Genomic DNA, 16,484 nt, shown 5'->3' on the forward strand with positions numbered 1-16,484 from the left:
GTTCTCCCTATACCTTGAAGATGGATACGTTATCGTTTAACTGGACGGATAGATGGGCAAGCGAATTCGACGAGCTGGCCGTCTCCTCCGCGGCTGCCGCGGATTGCTGGCTAGTAGCGGCGATAGTCTCCACCGCTCTCATGACTTCTTCCGACTGGGCTGCCTGCTGTTCGCTGGCCGCGGCGATTTCCGATACTTGATCCGCCGTCTCGCCGACCATTCGGACGATGCTGTCGAACGTTTTGCCGGTTTGGGAAGACAACGAGGTCGCTTCTTCCACCGCCTTAACGCTTTGATCCGTATTATGCTGCATGCCTTTGATGATCGACGCGATCTGTTTAGTAGCCTCGCCGCTTCGTTCCGCCAATTTGCGAACCTCGTCCGCCACGACCGCGAAGCCTCTTCCTTGATCCCCCGCTCTGGCTGCTTCGATGGCCGCGTTCAGCGCCAACAAATTCGTTTGCTCCGCGATCTCGTCGATGACCTCTATGATTTGTCCGATTTCCTGGGAGTCTTGTTCAAGAAGCTGCATCTGCCCGGACAACCGGTCCATGCTCTGGATCGACGCCTCGATCGCCGCGCCGCCTTGCTCCGCTCCGCGTTTGGTACGATCCGACAGCTCGGCGACCGATGCCGCGTTCGCCGCCACCGCGGACACCGCGCGCGACATCTCCTGAACGAGCTCGTTGATCGTCTGGGCGGATTCCGCTTGATCGGTGCTTCCTCTGGCGATTTCTTCGGTCGTAGCCGATATTTCCTGGGCAGCCGCAGCAACGCTTTGGGCAGAACCTACGGTCTGACCGATCAAATTGCGCAGGTTGTCCATCATTTCGTTGAAGGCGCTCGCCAAAATACCGACCTCGTCTTTGCTGCCCGCCAACGCCCGATCCCGCAAATCTCCCTGAGCCGCCTTGGTGGCGACGTTCACGACCGACTTGATCGAATGAACCAGTCTATTCGATAGGAAAATAGCAAGCGCAAGCCCCAGGAGAAGAGCCGCCGAACCTAGCACGAATACGATGATCGTTCCCGTTCGATTCGTATCGAACGCATTCGTGGCTTCCTCGTCGGCGCCGGCGACATTATAGGTAATCCACTCGTTCATGTCCGATTTGATCGTCTGCACCAAAGGCAGAACTTCCCTAATAATCGCTAAGTCCGTATTCGCCCCATCGCGCTGGGCATCCTCGACCAGCTTCTTAATAACGACGAAGTAGCTATCCGTGTTTTTCTTGATCTCGTCGTACATCGCTTGTTCTTCCGAATTGGATATGAATGATTTATACTCTTGCATCTCTTTGTCGAAGCTGTCCATGCCCGTTTGAAGCGCCCGAATCATATCGTTCCTGGCTTGCTCGTTCGTCTCGAATTTCATGAGCATCAGTTGGCCGCTCAAACCGTTAAAGTCGCCTCTCATTTGGGAAAGCTTATACATGCCCGGCATCCAGTTGTCTTTCACCTCGGAGATGGAGCCTTTTAACGAGCTCATCTGCATGATCGCCACCATACCCACGGAAACCAATAAAATCAGTACAATCCCAAAGCCGCTTAACAATTTCGTGCGTATGTTCATTCTCATCCCTATTTTTCTCCCTCTCCGACTATCTCGCTTGTTATACTAAAGTTGCCTGCAACTCGGCTTCATCCGGCATCCGGATTATGCAATCCAAGATGTTCATCAGCTCGCCGCGGGCTTGATGCATAAATCCCATCATCGAGTCTTGAAGCTTGTCCGTCTGAAGCGTCGCGTTAAGGAAAATCTGCCGGTTCAAAATCACGATCGACAATTCGTATTTGGACGGATACCGTTTGATTTCCTCATAGATCGTCGTTTCCAAATAGGCTTCCGGCAAGATCAAGGAATACATCAGCACGGGATGGTCCGGTTCCATATCCTTGATCTGAAACTGCTCCCACAAAGGATAATTGCGTTTGTGCCAGCGATAACCGAATACGACGGCTTCTTCCTCCCATACGGGCTCATACACGCGGGTAGCCTCGAGAAAAAGCTGCCTGTAAAATTGGATTAACTTCATTTTGTCCCCCCTCACTGCGCATTGTCGGATCGATCCAACGACATACCGACGTTCCCCTCCGTTCTGATTTGCTCATATACCGTAACTTTAAGCCTGAATTATTAAATCTTGTGCTTGATTAGTATTTGAAAGATATGTTTTTCGCTAACCGAAACGAAGATTACGAGGAAGATGTTAGCAAAATGTTTGGATTTTCGACGGTAATAAGGGGAATTCGTGAAGAAAATAGAGGGCATTTCACCAAAAAAGCCGCGAGGGCTTTCGGTAATTCCCTACCGAAAGCCCTCGCGGCTGCTGATCATGACGATTATGAATTCATGGCGCGAATAAAATACTCCGTTAACAATTTTCTAAATACGTTAGGCCATGCATAATTTTCGAATTGCTCCGGCCCTACCCATTCGTACGCCGTCCGATCCGCGACGTATTCCTCCGCGGCAACGGCTGGCAATACTCTAATATTCCAGATAAGATGGGTAAATATATGCTGCGCTTCCCCGATGATCTGCTCCTTGGCCTGGATCCTGACCCCGTCATCGGCCAGCGCCGTTTCGAGCCGCTGCTTGCCCATTGACGAATCTTCCCACGCATCCGCATCGGAAACCTCGATATGGGGAAGCTCCCACATCCTCGCCAATAAGCCCGTTTCCGACCGTTGCCTAACCAACACTTTGCCCGCGTGAGGTCCCGTTCCTTCCACCAACGCAGCGAATCTGTATACGGGCTTCGCTTTTTTCGCTTTCGTCTTCACGGGGAGCTCCCGCTCGCGTCCTTGAAGCCGAGCCAAGCACATATCCGTTACGGGGCATTCCGTGCACGAAGGCGATTTCGGAGTGCAGATTAGCGCGCCGAGCTCCATCAAAGCTTGGTTGAAGTCTGCCGCTTCTCCTTCGGGAATAAGCTCCTGCGCGAGCCCTTCCATGCCGATCCGCGTGGACGGACGAGCAATGTCGTCCTCCAAGCAGAAGTAACGCGACAGCACCCGCATGACATTGCCGTCCACGGCAGGCTCCGGCTGATTGTAGGCGATGCTCAAGATAGCCCCCGCCGTATAAGGACCGACCCCCTTCAGGCCGGACACCTCCTTCTTGCCGCTCGGAACGACCCCGCCGTACTGCTCCGCGACTTCGCGGGCGGCAGCCTGAAGATTGCGCGCCCGCGAATAATAGCCTAACCCTTCCCAATGCTTAAGCACGTCTTCCTCCGGAGCCTCGGCTAAGCGCTCGATGGAAGGAAATCGGTCCACGAACCGATTGAAGTACGGAATAACCGTGTCGACGCGGGTTTGCTGAAGCATGATTTCCGACACCCATATATGATAAGGATCGCGGCTTCTTCTCCATGGCAAGTCTCTCCGCGCCTTCCGATACCACCCTAATAATTCCATGCTGAAAAACCGTTTCGAATCGCTCGATTCCACTTCAGTTATTCCTCTCCTATGTGACTAGACTCCCGAAGAAACCATCGTTGTCGCTTGCTTGCGATAACGGCTAGGCGTTAAGCCGGTATGGGCTTTGAACATTCTGGAAAAGTAATAAATCTGCATCCCGACCTTGCTAGCTACCGCGGATACGTTGCATTCCGGCTGGAGGAGCAAGCCCTTGGCCATTTCCATTCGCCGCAAATTCACGTATTGGATCGGCGAATAGCCGAGTATCCCTTTGAAAAACACGATGAAGTAATTCGGATGCAAATACACCTGCTTAGCCAAACTCTCTACCGTGATGTTGTCGGCCAGATGATCGTCGATGTATTTCAGCACGAGATCGATTTTCTGAAGATCCTCGCTCGGCGCATCGTTATCATGAATCGAGAGGTTATCCAAATAAATGCTGATAAGCTCCAGCATCGTTGCTTTAATTTTGAGCCTCGAGGTAAGCATGTCTTTGGTCAATAATTCGAACAATCGTTCGAACAGAACAGTCGTCTCCCGTTCGTGGTTGTCATCCAACCGAATAGAAAGAGGGATCTGAAGAGCCCTGTACAGATCGCGGTCCTCATAGCTGCTGCGGAAGTGGCACCATTGGAGCGTAAGCTGCCGATCCGGCTCGACCGATATCCGGTGCGGCATCCCCGACAATACGATGCATAACCTCCCTTTGGAGAGGGCGATTTCTTCCTCTTGAACGATTAGCTTGCCTTCTCCTTCCTTAACGAACAGAAAGCGATTACAATCATAGGTGTCCTCCCGCTCCTTGAGCGACGCGGAATCCAACACCGTTTCCGCTGCGGCGGCAACCTCTATATTCATGTGCTCGAAATGTTTCATCATGATAGTTAAATAATTCGTAGTCATCTCTGCGCCCCATTATCTGGATATAGAAATTATCGTCCTTTTTTACACCTATTCCATTATACGTCAATCTAGCGCAAGCGTATATTTCCAAAATGAATGCTTACGCCCAATAAATAACAGTCCAGCTGCAAATAACGCCGGACTGTCCCCTTGCTTACTTTTCGATTAACGCCGTAGCCGCGGCTATCGAGCGCTCATGCGTTATCGCGATATGTATCTTGAATGAGCCCTCCGCCCATCCTAACCTCTCGATGGAAGCCGATGATAAGGAACACGTCGGTTTGCCCCATTCATCGGGTAGCACTTCTATATCCTTGAATCCGACGGTCGCGCCGATTCCGCAACCGATCGCCTTCACGACGGCTTCTTTGGCCGCGAATCTGCCGCTAATATACTCCAGGGCGCGGCGTGGCTGCAAGGAAGCCCATCCTTCGCATTCCCGGGCGGTAAGCACTCGATCGACGAACCTATCTTTGATCGGCCCCGAGAGAAGCTTATCCATCCGCGCCAGCTCGACAACGTCCAATCCGATCCCCAAGATCATCTTGTCGGATTAAATTCCCGGAATTAGCTGCCTTTTGTGCTGCGTACGCAAGTAATGCCTCTCAAGGATTTCGCGGGCTTTCGGGTCGATCTCCTTGCCTTCCAGATACGAGCTGTTGTCTTCGTACGTGACTCCGAGCTCGTCCTCGTCCGTCTGGCCTTGCCACAATCCCGCCGTCGGAGCTTTATCTACTACGCTTGCTGGCACCCCGAGACGTCTAGCTAACTCGCGGACTTGGCGTTTATTCAACGTGCTGAGCGGAGTAATGTCCACGGCACCGTCTCCCCACTTCGTGAAGAAACCCGTTAGAGCTTCCGAAGCGTGATCCGTACCGACCACGAGCAGATTCAGGTCGAAAGCCAAAGCGTACTGAACGACCATGCGCGTCCGCGCCTTTACGTTCCCTTTGCCTCCGCGGCTAATATGGCGGTGAATATTGAGCGTCTTAAAAGCATACTCCGTTTCCAACGCAATCTCGTCCACGGCTTCCGCAATGTTCGTCTCGACTTTATGCTTCAACTGAAACGCTTCGGCCACCTCATAGCTATGGTGAATGTCCTCTTGTTCCCCATAAGGTTGGAATACGCCTAGCGTCATGTAATCTTTGCCCGTTTCCTCGGTAAGCTCGTCGGTCGCGCGTTTGCATAGCCCGGCGGCAACGGCGCTATCCACGCCTCCGCTTATCGCGATCAGCAACCCGGTCGCTCCCGCTTGCTTCACGTAATCCTTCAGAAAATCGACGCGACGCTCGATTTCCCGATCTACGTCGATTGTCGGTTTGACGCCTAACTTCGCAATGATCTCCTGCTGGATCGTCATATGTACATCCCTCCCGTTTCAACAAAAATATCCCGGTGACTTAACCGCAATGGCTTAAGCCCCCGGGACGACGTGAATTACCGGCAATAACGATCGAAGGCCGCCGTAAGATCGGAGGCAATATCATCCGCGCTGCGATTCTCGATTTGGTGCCTTTCGATAAAATGAACGAGTTCTCCGTCCTTCAACAGAGCAATGGATGGGGAAGATGGCGGATAAGGCAGGAAATATTCGCGAGCTTTCGCCGTTGCTTCCTTATCTTGTCCGGCAAATACCGTAAACAGATGGTCGGGCAGCACGTCATGCTGCAAAGCTTCGGCTACTCCGGGACGGCATTGTCCCGCCGCGCAACCGCAAACGGAGTTAATGACGACCAGAGCGGTACCGGAGGCTGTCGGAAGCTTAGCTTCCACCTCTTCGGGTGTTCTTAATTCTTGAATGCCGAGCCGAGTCAAATCGTCGCGCATCGGTTGAACCGTATTCATCATATATCTTTCGAAAGACATGGACATAGATTGCGCCTCGCTTTCCGGATCAATTAATTGGCGGTTTCGTTTATCCGCTACGCTTCATTATACAGCGTTGCCGCAAGCCCCGTCAAAAACCGCGAACCTCTCTCAGCAAGACAACCGGGATGCCATGCTGTCGTAAGCATGGCATCCCGGTTGTCGCATTGCCTTGGTTAAGGTTCGTCCAACACTTCGGGCACCGGGAAATATTCGTCGTCATCATCCGGGTTGATCGACTGGGCTGTATTGTGTGTCGGATGCATGAACAGTCCTGAGGGGAGAATTCCCTGTTCGAATAAATCCCGGTTTTCCTTCGTGCGGAATCCGATATCCTTAAATGGATGCACCCACTGTTCCCCCGCCATAACGGAAGGATCCGTCTCCTCGCTCCATTGCTCGAGCGGCGAATGGTCAGACGCGTAATCGTGATCGCCGATCACGACTCCGTTGGCATTCACGAACGGCTCCCGCGGCCCCCGGTTGTCGCGGAACTCCGCTCGAAATTCGATCTCGAACGGATCCAAGTTCGAATCGTCATGCCCTCCCGCGGGCTTCACGCCCGAATAGGAGCTGTTATCCTTATCCGCGGAAATAACGTTCAGGTCGACGGCCGATTAGGTCCGTCCAGTTTCTTGTCGAATCCCGGGGACAAAGGCGAATTGTTTTTCCTGGCCCGATTAGCCGCATTCCGCCCCGATTTCGAAGGGCCTTGTGTATTTGCCATGGAAGCATCCTCCTTGTCTGGATGAGTCCCCCGTAGTGTATCCGATTTAATGCCCCTTATCCGCGCCTTTAACATTTCGTCAAGAAATGTTGCCCAGCTTGTTGAAGGTGACGATAAAGGATGTCCCTTGTCCCATCGTCGATTCGACGTGGATCTTCCCGTTATGCCTCTCGACGATACTGAGACATAAAGCCAACCCTAAGCCCGTTCCGTTAGTCTTCGTCGTATAGAACGGTTCGAATAGCCTTTTCAACTGCTCCGGCGGAATGCCGACTCCGTTATCGACCATCCGCAGTTGTATGCTGTCGCTGGAGTTCAACGTCTCGATCCGCAGAACTCCTTTGTCGTTCATCGCTTCCATTCCGTTGCGGGCCAGATTAAGAATCAGCTGTTTCATTTCCTTGCTGTTCATCGGAAGGTGATCCATGTTCTCGCCGAGCCGCAAATCGATCATCTGTCCCCGCAAATTGGCGTCCGCCCATATTAATGGAAGAATATCGTTAAGCAAGTCGTTTAAGTTGGACGGCTCCTTCTCGACGATCCGATTCTGGGCGAGCGACAGGAAGTCGTTAATGATCGCGTTCGCCCGGTCAAGTTCGTCCAACACGATACGAAAATAGGATTGTTGCTCCTCGGGGCTTCTTTCGTTAAGCAGTTGCACGAATCCCCTGATTACGGCCATCGGATTGCGTATTTCATGCGTGATGCTCGCGGCCATTTGGCCTACGAGGCTAAGCCTCTCCATCCGGTCAACCTCGTCTTTCAGCCTTTGGAGCTCGGTAACGTCGTGTCCGATGAAAAGTACCCCGTCCGTTCCTTGCGAAGGCAAATCTTTGATCGGACAGGAAACGGTGTAGAAGATTTTCCCGTGCAGCCTGATGATCTCCGTGATTTTTTCTTCGCCCCGAAGCACCCGTACTACCGGGCTAATCTCGAAATGCACGTTCATCCTATCCGTGAACACGGAAAACTTCTGATACAGAATATCGTTGCGGCCTAGAGGAGCGACGAACTTAAGCGCCTTGTCGTTCACTCGGGTAATGACTCCGTCGTTGTCGCAGAAGACGACCATTAAAGGGGTATTATCGATGAACTGCTGCAGCCTGAGCATCTCGTTGCGATACTTTTTCGACACGTCGTATAACTGCATTTGCAATCGGATTCGATCGTAACAAAGCTCCGTATAATAAACGCTGACTAAAATTACCGCGATAAATAAGGCGCCGAACAGGAGAATGCCGCCAATATGCTCCGGCAGTTCGGACATCTCGAAATCCGGCAAGCTCAAGAAATAGTGGGCGTCCTGAAGCAAAGCGAGCAGAAAGCACAACAAAGCGGCAAGCTTAAGCTTGCCTCCGCGGGTGCTGCCTTGAAACGCCGAAATACGAGAGTAAAATATCGGGATATAGATCAATAGGAAAATAGCGAAAATGATATACTCCCATTGAGTGGCCATTACGCTTAGCCGGGAGATCGCATAGACTGCCAAGAGAAAAATCGCGACGGGTAAGCCGCCGTACAAAGAGCCTATAATAAAAGGAATATGGCGGAAATCAAAATTCACTCCATGCTCGTTGATTACGGAGAACCGCGTATTCAAAATCATAGCCGCTGCGCATGCTAGACCAAGCACGACGTTGGAATAACGCGTTTGATCCGGCTTGGAATACCAGGCCATGAAGAAAAATACGGGGAGAAGGGCGATCAGGACTTGCAGCAGAGTGTCTTTCCACATCCTGTGAACCTCCTGCGCAACGAATCTACATTTATTGTAAAAATAGCCAATCTCTCAATTCTCATTACCGACATTCATAGCTTATATCGAAATTAGTATATTTTCCATATTATTCTTCAACAATATCTTCCTCATTTCTTGCCTTTCAACCGACTATTTTGCATTCCGCCGCGCCGGTGTTAGAATCTATACATATCAAAAGATCGGGAGCAATAGCATGAAATACGACGTAATCGTAATTGGCGGAGGCTCCGCCGGGTTAATGGCGAGCATCGCGGCAAGCAAACGCGGCGCCAAAGTCCTTTTGCTCGACAAAGGAGAGAAGCTCGGGCGTAAGCTCGGAATCTCCGGCGGCGGCAGATGCAACGTTACCAATAACAAGGAAACCGACGAGCTGATCAAGCATATTCCCGGCAACGGCAGATTTTTGTACAGCTCCTTCGCCAACTTCAATAACCGAGACATTATCGCGTTTTTCGAGAATCTCGGGATCGCGCTTAAGGAAGAAGACAACGGGCGAATGTTTCCGGTCACGGACAGAGCCAAGACCGTAGTTGACACGCTCGTCGGCCAAGTTCGCAAGCAAGGAGTCGAAATTAAGCTTAACGCCCCAGTGGATACGATTCTTTACGAGGACAATCGCGTGGTCGGCGTACGACTGAGATCCGGGGATGTGCTGGATAGCCGCGCCGTCATCGTCGCCTCGGGCGGCAAGTCCGTGCCTCAGACCGGCTCGACGGGAGACGGTTATCATTGGGCGGAAAAGGCCGGACATACGATCACCGAGCTTTTTCCGACGGAAGTTCCTCTAACGTCCAATGAACCATTCATTACGAGCAAAGAGCTTCAAGGTCTTTCCCTTCGGGACGTTTCCTTATCCGTATGGAATCCGAAAGGGAAGAAAATCATCGAGCACCAAGGCGACATGATCTTTACCCACTTCGGCATATCCGGGCCGATCGCGCTTCGATGCAGCCAATTCGTCGTCAAAGCCCTCAAGCAATTTAACGTAGGCAACGTCGAAGCGTCCGTGGACTTGATGCCCGACGATAGCGTCGACGAGGTCTATTCCCGAACGTTGAAGCTAACGGAGCTTGAGCCCAAGAAGTCCGTCAAGAACATTCTTAAAAGTTGTTTGCCCGAGAAGATGGTCCCTTTGCTCTTGAAGCAATCCGGGCTGGCTGAATCGCTTACTTACGACAACCTTCCGCGGCAGGAATGGATGCAATTAGCTAAGCTGATCAAACGATTCCCGATAAGAGTATACGGAACCTTGTCGATAGAAGACGCTTTCGTCACGGGCGGTGGCGTTAACTTGAAGGAGATCGATCCGCGGACGATGGAGTCGAAGCTCGTGGACGGATTGTATTTCTGCGGAGAAATACTCGATATCCACGGTTATACGGGGGGCTACAATATCACCGCTGCCTTCTCTACCGGATATTCCGCCGGCATGAATGCCGCTATCCGATAAATGAAACACGGAACTTACAGCGGCTTTCAAGCAGCCACTGTAAGTTCCGTATTTTTTTCGTGCCGGTTATCCTAATTGGCCTGTTTAAGTGAACATACGGCGCCAGTAGCTAGATGTATTTTTACATGTCCACTCTAAGGGGTCATGACCACAACAAAGTTATTTATTCAAATACAATTTTCACAGCCATTGATTGAATTGTTGATATTCCAAATGTCCATGCTTTTGCCTTTTTGCCAATAAGTGAAGTATCGAAGGAATACTCAGACAGATCGCGGTTTTCTATATACCATTTTCCATCTTCGGCTAAAGCGATCCATGCGAGCATATTACTCTCATCTTTGACTAAAATCCGTTTTTTTCTATATCAATCTCCGTAACAATACCCGTAAAATCGGCATCCCTTGTACAACATTCTTGGATAGACAACTCGAAATCTATTGTTTTTCCAAGTATCTTATATATTGTGTCACTAATTGCTTGTATTTCCTCTTGGGTAAAAACCCTTTCAATGTCTCCATAACTTCTAATTTCGATCCATAATCTATTATTAAGAACAGATATATATAATATCTTGATGGAATGCTTTTGTTCAATTTCATTTCTATGATCAGAAATCGATTCAATGATTCTCTTAAAATCATTGTCTAACTGATACAAGAATACTGATATTGGATTTTTATCATATTGGATACTCAGTCCGAGGGCTTCACTTGCATATCTTAAGCTAATGTATAAAGATTGATTAAAAATAATAGGAGCTTGAGTCATTTTGTGTTCTTCTTTGTTAATCCATGACCTAAAGCTAGATTGCTCTACCGTGATGCTAAAATTATCTTTAGTTGCTGTTGCGGTTTTCTTACTCGCATTCCAAAATACATTTGCACCAAATATTTCGAAAAATTGTCGAAATGGGACTAAGACTTGATTTTCCTTTATTATTGCGTTAGAAGAAATATCAAGTAGTTGGTCGTTATTGTAAATCTTAATTGTCGTATTACTAGGTGGATTCGCATATATGTGGGGGTAACTACAAAAAATAATGATAGAAATAAGACTTATTATTACTTTTCTCATCAGAATCATCCTAATTTTTGTTTTTAATACAATGGGTAAGAGATAATATGCACTAAAGGCGATCACATTCGGAGAAACTCCTATGTACATGTAGGTTACTCAATATATTCAGACTATTTATTTTCAAGAACTTATAGAGGTTGGTTTACCATTAACAGAATGACTTATAATAATAGACTAGACAGAAGATAATTTTGTTGCTTTAAATTATAAATTCCAACAATTCATTTGTGGATCAAAAAGTCTTAACGAATAGGTACAGGGCAATGAATGTCTAGTACAATCATGTTCATTCTAGTATTAATTGCCCTTACCTATTCAAACATATAGAAAATTATGATTTTAATAATCAAGTCTTACGGATGTAATTCCTAAATGAGAAACAACATTTTGTATATGAGAATAAAGGAATCTTGGTTCAGTTCCCACCATTTTCGTTCCTGATAAGACACCAGTTAATCTGTGACTTCCAAATTCATTTGGTATATATGTTGGTGCACCGCTATCTCCTCCATAAGCATATGCTGCTATGCTTCTTAGGCCCGTAAGAAATGTTCCACCTGGCGCCCCGGAATCATATGGTGTTATTAAGGGTCCGCAGGTTACTTCGGTTGTTCTTCCAGATTTACATACTGTTTGCCCTATTATTTCACTAGAAATAGATTCTGTAGACTCAAATACACCATTCTGGTATAAGTATGGCGATGTAGCTGTATTTGATTGTCCAATTACAATTGCTGCTGCATCGGCGGTTCCCTGATAATGCCGTCTCTCAACCATTCCTATTACTGATCCCCCTTGAGTGTATACTTGTCCCAATTCTGCGCAATGTGCAGCTGTTACATAGGCAACTTCTCCTGTATTTAGCCATCCAGTAAATGCACCTGTGCAAGGAAGATTGTTAGGTGGCACTATTTCAAGTCCTCCAATCAATGGACGGGTGTACGCAGTCCTTGAAGTTAACGTTATTGGAGAAAATTCACTATTAATGATATAGTAATTATTTTTAAATCTTTCTTCAATTTCTTTTCTGACAAACGAATCTTCACTTGGAACTCCAATAATTACTTTATTATCGGGGATAGAGATATCCGTAGAAACGTGAGTCCATTTATTTTCGATAATAAATTGATTTATCTGTTCCTGATAGTTTTCTAATTCACTTAAAGGAGTATCTACCTCAAAGATCTGCAATTTATCTATTCGAGGAAAAGCATTGATAATTTCGGAATGTATATTTGATTTCGAGCTGTTATTAACTAAGCCAACTCTAATAGTTCCATTATTCAAAGATCGGTCAAAGTACATCCCCCCAAAAGAGTCTTTATGCTTTGTGATCAATTCAACTTGAAGATCTCTCGCGTATTCAATGGTAACATCCTGATCCTTTAATAATTCCATTTCATCATTAGTTAAATATACACCATATGTTTCCTTGCTTTTGTTATTAATACTATTAACAGAAACAGATTCAAGTTTTTCTAGATCATAAACTTTCCTAAAGTATTCATTGCTGCTTTTTTCAAACTGTGATAATGAAGATAAAGAATTTGATGAACCATCTGTAGTTGCCAAAACAGGAGTGGTGGCTAAAAGACCAATAAGGAAGACAATTGACAACATGCTAGTTAACTTTCTCATCTGGAAAACACACCTTTATTTGGTTTTTTTGTAACTAGTTTAAAATATACAGCACTTCCGATTAATTGTATTGAAAATATTCCCAAACAGTAAATTTTCACTATATATTTGGTTAATAAGTATCACTATTTATTGTTTGATTTACAGGATTCGACTAAATACTCCTTCATTCGAACATTCATCTAGTATTCCCTCTTTAAGGATTCGACTTTAGATACTCGAATATCATCGGCATCGGAATCCAGCGTAAACCATCCGAAAGATCATTGACATAAATGCTTGGCCTGTGAATTTCTTTCCATGCATAAAGGCACCATATTGCAGCTGCCGAAGTGGGTGAAGATCATGTCGACATGGTGCTTGATGATCCGTCACACGGGCGGAGGCGTCAACTTAAAGGAGATCGATCCGCGGACGATGGAGTCGAAGCTCGCGGACGGATTGTATTTCTGCGGAGAAATCCTCGATATCCATAGTTATACGGGAGGCTACAACATCACCGCTGCCTTCTCAACCGGATATTCCGCCGGCATCAATGCCGCTATAAGAGACTGATTCGCATAGTAATAACAGTTAAGCGGCTGTCACTTGAGAAATTGGATTGTTATTTCAAAATGGCGACTTTAGGGAGGCTATCCCTGCGTCGCCATTTCACGTCTTTGGTCGATCGCTTCCTTCTTGAGAAGATTATGGGCAAGCGAAAGCCACCTGACCTCTAGGCTTTCTTTAACTTCAGAAGCCTCGATTGTTCTTTATTACAAAGAAACCGTACCTTTCGTATATGGTTGGGTGGTACCTCCATTTTACCAAGGGGCGGTTTCTTTGCGTTATTATGGGGTGGAGATTTTCGAAACAGCGATAAAAATAGAGGGTATGTATCTCCTGTAGGAGCGAAGCGTTTGCCTTTTCCGACGTGAAATCCCCTTGTTACGGGGTTATCAATTCAGATTTCACGTCGGGAACAGCAACCGGAAGGAGATACATTCCTCCAAAATCTAGTCGCTGCTAAGGAAGGGGGCGTTCTCTAGTCATCTAAGATGACTTATGGGACAGCCTCTTACTGCCATAGGATCAGCGCTCAACGGCAACGTTCGTTTTGGGTGCGCGGAATTGCAATCGGTAGAACAACAACATCCCCACGTGCAGGACGGCAAGCACGACATATATATTGCTGAATAGGGAACTGCCCGGATCGGTATGGACAGGAAGCCAATTCGTCGCCGTGCCCTGCTCCGATACGATGCCGTACACGCCTGCCGCTATTCCTTGGGCGATAAAGCTAACCATCGAGAAAAGCCCCATGCCCACTCCGACCTGGTCTTTGGGCAATGATCCGGATACGGAATTGGACATCGCGATCTGCATGAAGGATTGGCCTACGTTGCCGAACATCAAGAAGAAAGCGATCCACGCCGGAGAGATTCCCGTAAAGACGGCCAACAAGGCAAAACAAGCGATTAAACTAGCGGAAGCCACGGAGTACAGGTAGGAATTGCCTTTCCGATCCGCCAATTTGCCGCCCTTCCTTCCCAGGATAGCGGAGGCTGCCGCTGCCGGAACCATGGCAAAGCCGATCCAACTGGAATCGAGATGATAGACTTCGGACAACAGAACCGGCGTTAAAAAATATAAAGAAACGCCTATGCCGCTGATGAGAAATGCAAATGTCAGCGCGATGGAATATTTCAGGTTACGAAATAGCCGAGGCTGGATAAAAGCTTCTCTGGCGTAGCGGATTCGCACGACGAAGAGAATTAATGCCGCTAATCCTAGAACCAAGTATAGCCAGGTTCGATTCGTAACCCCTAGTAAAAGCAGCGTAATCGATGCAGCGAGCAAGCCTCCGCCAAGCCAATCGAATTTACGGGGAGCTTCTTTCGGCTCATGCTCCAAATATTTGCGATAAAACGGAAGCAACAGCAAAATGAACAAAGAAGGCAGAAACAGCCAACGCCAGTCCGCGAAGCTGACGACAATCGCGGAGATGACGGGCGCAAGAGCGCTTCCGAGCCCGATCCCGACGGCCGTCATGCTTAGAGCGGAGCCCCGCTTCTCGGGCGAAAAGTACCGCACCGGGATGATCAAAGCAATCGCCGGAATCGCCGCGGCCCCCGCGGACTGCAGACACCTTCCGAGCAACGCCAACCAGAACGTCTGGGACACGAGTCCGATGAGCGAACCCGCCGCGAACAGCGTCAGTCCGAACGTCAGCAGGCTTTTCAGTTGGAATCTATCGGCCAATTTCCCGTACGTCACCGTTCCAAATGCGTAGATAAGCGTATAGGCCGACGACAACCAGCTTACTTGAGCGAGCGTAAGATGAAACTCCTCGCTAATTTGCGGAAGCACGACGTTAAACATAAGGGCGCTCATCGACGATAGCATGACGGTAAACATCATTAAACGCATTAAAATCATGCCTTTTCGTTGCCGAAGATCGGAACTCATCGTTAATCTCTCCTTTAATCGAATAATGAATGTAAGTACATACTTGCAATATTTGGATAAAAAAACTAGGGTGTCAAAGCCCTAGCGAATAACCGTGCGCTTTCCTCGATAAATTCATCCAACGAATCTTCCGGCATCGGCTCTTTGGCGTTCAAGTGATTGCTGATGAAAGCGCCATGATTCATCCACATGAAAGATAATGCTTGCAATTCCGCATTCGAAGTCAAAACCTTGCCTTGCTCCGACATGGCGATTAAATAATTCGTTAACAGTTTTTTCAGTTGTTGAGGATGGCGCCCCGCCTCCTGATAAACTTCCTGAGGGAGACTGCCGCTGCCTCTATGCGCGATTAAAAATAGCTTTCGATTCCGCTTCATAAGCTTATGATACGTTCGGCTGATCAAGAGCAAATCCGAGAGCAATTCCCCTCTTAGTCCCTCGTTAAACAGCTTTGTCATTTCATCGGCATAATGATAGCGGCTAAACGCAGTCTCCAGCAGCTTCTGTTTCGTGCCGAAATGGCGAAATAACGTGACTTCGTTCACTCCCGCGGCAACGGCGATCTCCTTGGTCGTCGTCCCGTCATATCCCTTCTCCGCCATGAGATCGATAGCGGCTAGCAGAAGCTTATCTCCAGTGCTTTGATTGTTGCCCATTTTCCCGCCCCTTAATGCAAGCACTTACTTACATTCATAATTGTATTCGGGTAATGGATTAATGTCAACAACTGGATCGATTATTCCACGCCTTGTTTTCCTCTCCCATGCGAAAGATCAAGTAGCCTCGAAATGATCGTACGAGCCGTCATCGGCGGAGAAGCTCTTCCCTTCGCCTTCTGCCGCGGAGCTGGCCACCTGATAACTCTCCTCCCAATCCTCGTTGACGGTATGCGCCGGGATCGGAATATCTCCCATGCCATAGGCATGGTCGGTCACGTCCACGACTTCCGCCGGCGCATGTTCCATCAACTGTCCCGCATAACATTGCACGATCTCGAGCGCGGACGTCAAATCCTCGTCCTGTACGTGGATATGAAGCCTTCCTTCCTCGTGCAGCTGCGGCTCGTACCCTAGTTCCATTAACGTCTCTCCAGCCAATCGAGCCTGATTTTCGTCCGGGAACTGGAACATCAGGGCGGCGTGCTTCATGTCACTCATCCTCTCCAAGTACCATTAACGCAT

17 protein-coding genes and 2 pseudogenes are annotated in these 16,484 nt (G+C 48.3%); 2 read left to right on the forward strand and 17 right to left on the reverse strand.

From position 1 onward, the window contains the following. Nucleotides 1–7: 7 nt before the first annotated feature. The 10 genes from FPL14_RS09625 to FPL14_RS09665 all read right to left on the reverse strand — a co-directional run bounded on the left by FPL14_RS09625 (nucleotide 8) and on the right by FPL14_RS09665 (nucleotide 8,663). Nucleotides 8–1,579 carry a methyl-accepting chemotaxis protein gene (locus tag FPL14_RS09625; protein WP_182302773.1) on the reverse strand — a complete coding sequence of 524 codons (1,572 nt, stop codon included), beginning with the start codon at nucleotides 1,577–1,579 and terminating at the stop codon, nucleotides 8–10. Between the two features lie 34 nt (nucleotides 1,580–1,613). Then, nucleotides 1,614–2,036: a hypothetical protein gene (locus FPL14_RS09630; RefSeq protein WP_182302774.1), complete on the reverse strand. Its 423-nt coding sequence runs from the start codon at nucleotides 2,034–2,036 to the stop codon at nucleotides 1,614–1,616. A 307-nt stretch (nucleotides 2,037–2,343) separates the two neighbouring features. Further along, complete coding sequence (gene mutY / locus FPL14_RS09635; RefSeq protein WP_182302775.1) at nucleotides 2,344–3,456, reverse strand: A/G-specific adenine glycosylase; 1,113 nt, start codon at nucleotides 3,454–3,456, stop codon at nucleotides 2,344–2,346. Between the two features lie 24 nt (nucleotides 3,457–3,480). Continuing rightward, nucleotides 3,481–4,332: an AraC family transcriptional regulator gene (locus FPL14_RS09640; RefSeq protein WP_182302776.1), complete on the reverse strand. Its 852-nt coding sequence runs from the start codon at nucleotides 4,330–4,332 to the stop codon at nucleotides 3,481–3,483. A gap of 154 nt (nucleotides 4,333–4,486) precedes the next feature. Then, the gene (gene acpS, locus FPL14_RS09645; RefSeq protein WP_182302777.1) at nucleotides 4,487–4,876 is read right to left on the reverse strand and encodes a holo-ACP synthase; all 390 of its coding nucleotides are present in this window, start codon (nucleotides 4,874–4,876) and stop codon (nucleotides 4,487–4,489) included. A gap of 9 nt (nucleotides 4,877–4,885) precedes the next feature. Next, nucleotides 4,886–5,695, reverse strand: a complete 810-nt coding sequence (nadE, locus tag FPL14_RS09650) for an ammonia-dependent NAD(+) synthetase (protein WP_182302778.1) — start codon at nucleotides 5,693–5,695, stop codon at nucleotides 4,886–4,888. A 77-nt stretch (nucleotides 5,696–5,772) separates the two neighbouring features. After that, a complete protein-coding gene (locus FPL14_RS09655) occupies nucleotides 5,773–6,207 on the reverse strand; it encodes a BrxA/BrxB family bacilliredoxin (protein WP_182302779.1) in 435 nt (144 codons plus the stop codon). Between the two features lie 170 nt (nucleotides 6,208–6,377). Continuing rightward, entirely contained in the window at nucleotides 6,378–6,761 is a 384-nt protein-coding gene (locus FPL14_RS09660) for a DUF3905 domain-containing protein (protein WP_229263856.1), read from the reverse strand. 41 nt (nucleotides 6,762–6,802) lie between these two features. Beyond that, on the reverse strand, nucleotides 6,803–6,928 hold the full coding sequence (locus FPL14_RS29580; RefSeq protein ID WP_220471230.1) for a spore protein: 126 nt from the start codon (nucleotides 6,926–6,928) through the stop codon (nucleotides 6,803–6,805). Nucleotides 6,929–7,007: 79 nt separating this feature from the next. Continuing rightward, a complete protein-coding gene (locus FPL14_RS09665) occupies nucleotides 7,008–8,663 on the reverse strand; it encodes a two-component system sensor histidine kinase NtrB (protein ID WP_182302780.1) in 1,656 nt (551 codons plus the stop codon). Between the two features lie 217 nt (nucleotides 8,664–8,880). On the opposite strand from FPL14_RS09665, the gene FPL14_RS09670 reads away from it, so the two are divergent. Beyond that, nucleotides 8,881–10,137 carry a BaiN/RdsA family NAD(P)/FAD-dependent oxidoreductase gene (locus tag FPL14_RS09670; protein ID WP_182302781.1) on the forward strand — a complete coding sequence of 419 codons (1,257 nt, stop codon included), beginning with the start codon at nucleotides 8,881–8,883 and terminating at the stop codon, nucleotides 10,135–10,137. A 163-nt stretch (nucleotides 10,138–10,300) separates the two neighbouring features. Here FPL14_RS09670 and FPL14_RS09675 read toward each other — a convergent pair whose 3' ends face one another. The 3 genes from FPL14_RS09675 to FPL14_RS09685 all read right to left on the reverse strand — a co-directional run bounded on the left by FPL14_RS09675 (nucleotide 10,301) and on the right by FPL14_RS09685 (nucleotide 12,855). After that, nucleotides 10,301–10,465: a hypothetical protein gene (locus FPL14_RS09675; protein WP_182302782.1), complete on the reverse strand. Its 165-nt coding sequence runs from the start codon at nucleotides 10,463–10,465 to the stop codon at nucleotides 10,301–10,303. Nucleotides 10,466–10,482: 17 nt separating this feature from the next. Then, nucleotides 10,483–11,214: a copper amine oxidase N-terminal domain-containing protein gene (locus FPL14_RS09680; protein ID WP_182302783.1), complete on the reverse strand. Its 732-nt coding sequence runs from the start codon at nucleotides 11,212–11,214 to the stop codon at nucleotides 10,483–10,485. Between the two features lie 342 nt (nucleotides 11,215–11,556). Beyond that, nucleotides 11,557–12,855, reverse strand: coding sequence for a S1 family peptidase (locus FPL14_RS09685; protein WP_182302784.1), 1,299 nt, complete (start codon nucleotides 12,853–12,855; stop codon nucleotides 11,557–11,559). 321 nt (nucleotides 12,856–13,176) lie between these two features. On the opposite strand from FPL14_RS09685, the pseudogene FPL14_RS09690 reads away from it, so the two are divergent. After that, nucleotides 13,177–13,410 (forward strand): annotated as a pseudogene (locus FPL14_RS09690) (NAD(P)/FAD-dependent oxidoreductase); the annotation flags it as partial. A 77-nt stretch (nucleotides 13,411–13,487) separates the two neighbouring features. Here the strand turns inward: FPL14_RS09690 and FPL14_RS30940 are convergent. From FPL14_RS30940 to FPL14_RS09705, 4 genes and pseudogenes are all read right to left on the reverse strand, one after another. After that, nucleotides 13,488–13,583, reverse strand: a pseudogene (locus tag FPL14_RS30940) (transposase); the annotation flags it as partial. Nucleotides 13,584–13,926: 343 nt separating this feature from the next. After that, complete coding sequence (locus FPL14_RS09695; protein WP_182302785.1) at nucleotides 13,927–15,303, reverse strand: MFS transporter; 1,377 nt, start codon at nucleotides 15,301–15,303, stop codon at nucleotides 13,927–13,929. Nucleotides 15,304–15,368: 65 nt separating this feature from the next. Beyond that, nucleotides 15,369–15,959, reverse strand: a complete 591-nt coding sequence (locus FPL14_RS09700; protein ID WP_182302786.1) for a TetR/AcrR family transcriptional regulator — start codon at nucleotides 15,957–15,959, stop codon at nucleotides 15,369–15,371. Between the two features lie 117 nt (nucleotides 15,960–16,076). Continuing rightward, entirely contained in the window at nucleotides 16,077–16,451 is a 375-nt protein-coding gene (locus FPL14_RS09705) for a hypothetical protein (protein WP_182302787.1), read from the reverse strand. Between the last annotated feature and the right edge of the window lie 33 nt (nucleotides 16,452–16,484).

This window comes from Cohnella cholangitidis (assembly GCF_014107495.1).
Classification (GTDB): Bacteria; Bacillota; Bacilli; order Paenibacillales; family Paenibacillaceae; genus Cohnella; species Cohnella cholangitidis.

What these genes read in the sequence shown, in the direction of transcription:
- FPL14_RS09625 (WP_182302773.1), bottom strand. Translation starts at nt 1,579, where the DNA reads ATGAGAATGAACATACGCACGAAATTGTTAAGCGGCTTTGGGATTGTA.
- FPL14_RS09630 (WP_182302774.1), bottom strand. Translation starts at nt 2,036, where the DNA reads ATGAAGTTAATCCAATTTTACAGGCAGCTTTTTCTCGAGGCTACCCGC.
- FPL14_RS09640 (WP_182302776.1), bottom strand. Translation starts at nt 4,332, where the DNA reads ATGACTACGAATTATTTAACTATCATGATGAAACATTTCGAGCACATG.
- acpS (WP_182302777.1), bottom strand. Translation starts at nt 4,876, where the DNA reads ATGATCTTGGGGATCGGATTGGACGTTGTCGAGCTGGCGCGGATGGAT.
- nadE (WP_182302778.1), bottom strand. Translation starts at nt 5,695, where the DNA reads ATGACGATCCAGCAGGAGATCATTGCGAAGTTAGGCGTCAAACCGACA.
- FPL14_RS09655 (WP_182302779.1), bottom strand. Translation starts at nt 6,207, where the DNA reads ATGTCCATGTCTTTCGAAAGATATATGATGAATACGGTTCAACCGATG.
- FPL14_RS29580 (WP_220471230.1), bottom strand. Translation starts at nt 6,928, where the DNA reads ATGGCAAATACACAAGGCCCTTCGAAATCGGGGCGGAATGCGGCTAAT.
- FPL14_RS09665 (WP_182302780.1), bottom strand. Translation starts at nt 8,663, where the DNA reads ATGTGGAAAGACACTCTGCTGCAAGTCCTGATCGCCCTTCTCCCCGTA.
- FPL14_RS09670 (WP_182302781.1), top strand. Translation starts at nt 8,881, where the DNA reads ATGAAATACGACGTAATCGTAATTGGCGGAGGCTCCGCCGGGTTAATG.
- FPL14_RS09675 (WP_182302782.1), bottom strand. Translation starts at nt 10,465, where the DNA reads ATGCTCGCATGGATCGCTTTAGCCGAAGATGGAAAATGGTATATAGAA.
- FPL14_RS09680 (WP_182302783.1), bottom strand. Translation starts at nt 11,214, where the DNA reads ATGAGAAAAGTAATAATAAGTCTTATTTCTATCATTATTTTTTGTAGT.
- FPL14_RS09685 (WP_182302784.1), bottom strand. Translation starts at nt 12,855, where the DNA reads ATGAGAAAGTTAACTAGCATGTTGTCAATTGTCTTCCTTATTGGTCTT.
- FPL14_RS09695 (WP_182302785.1), bottom strand. Translation starts at nt 15,303, where the DNA reads ATGAGTTCCGATCTTCGGCAACGAAAAGGCATGATTTTAATGCGTTTA.
- FPL14_RS09700 (WP_182302786.1), bottom strand. Translation starts at nt 15,959, where the DNA reads ATGGGCAACAATCAAAGCACTGGAGATAAGCTTCTGCTAGCCGCTATC.
- FPL14_RS09705 (WP_182302787.1), bottom strand. Translation starts at nt 16,451, where the DNA reads ATGAAGCACGCCGCCCTGATGTTCCAGTTCCCGGACGAAAATCAGGCT.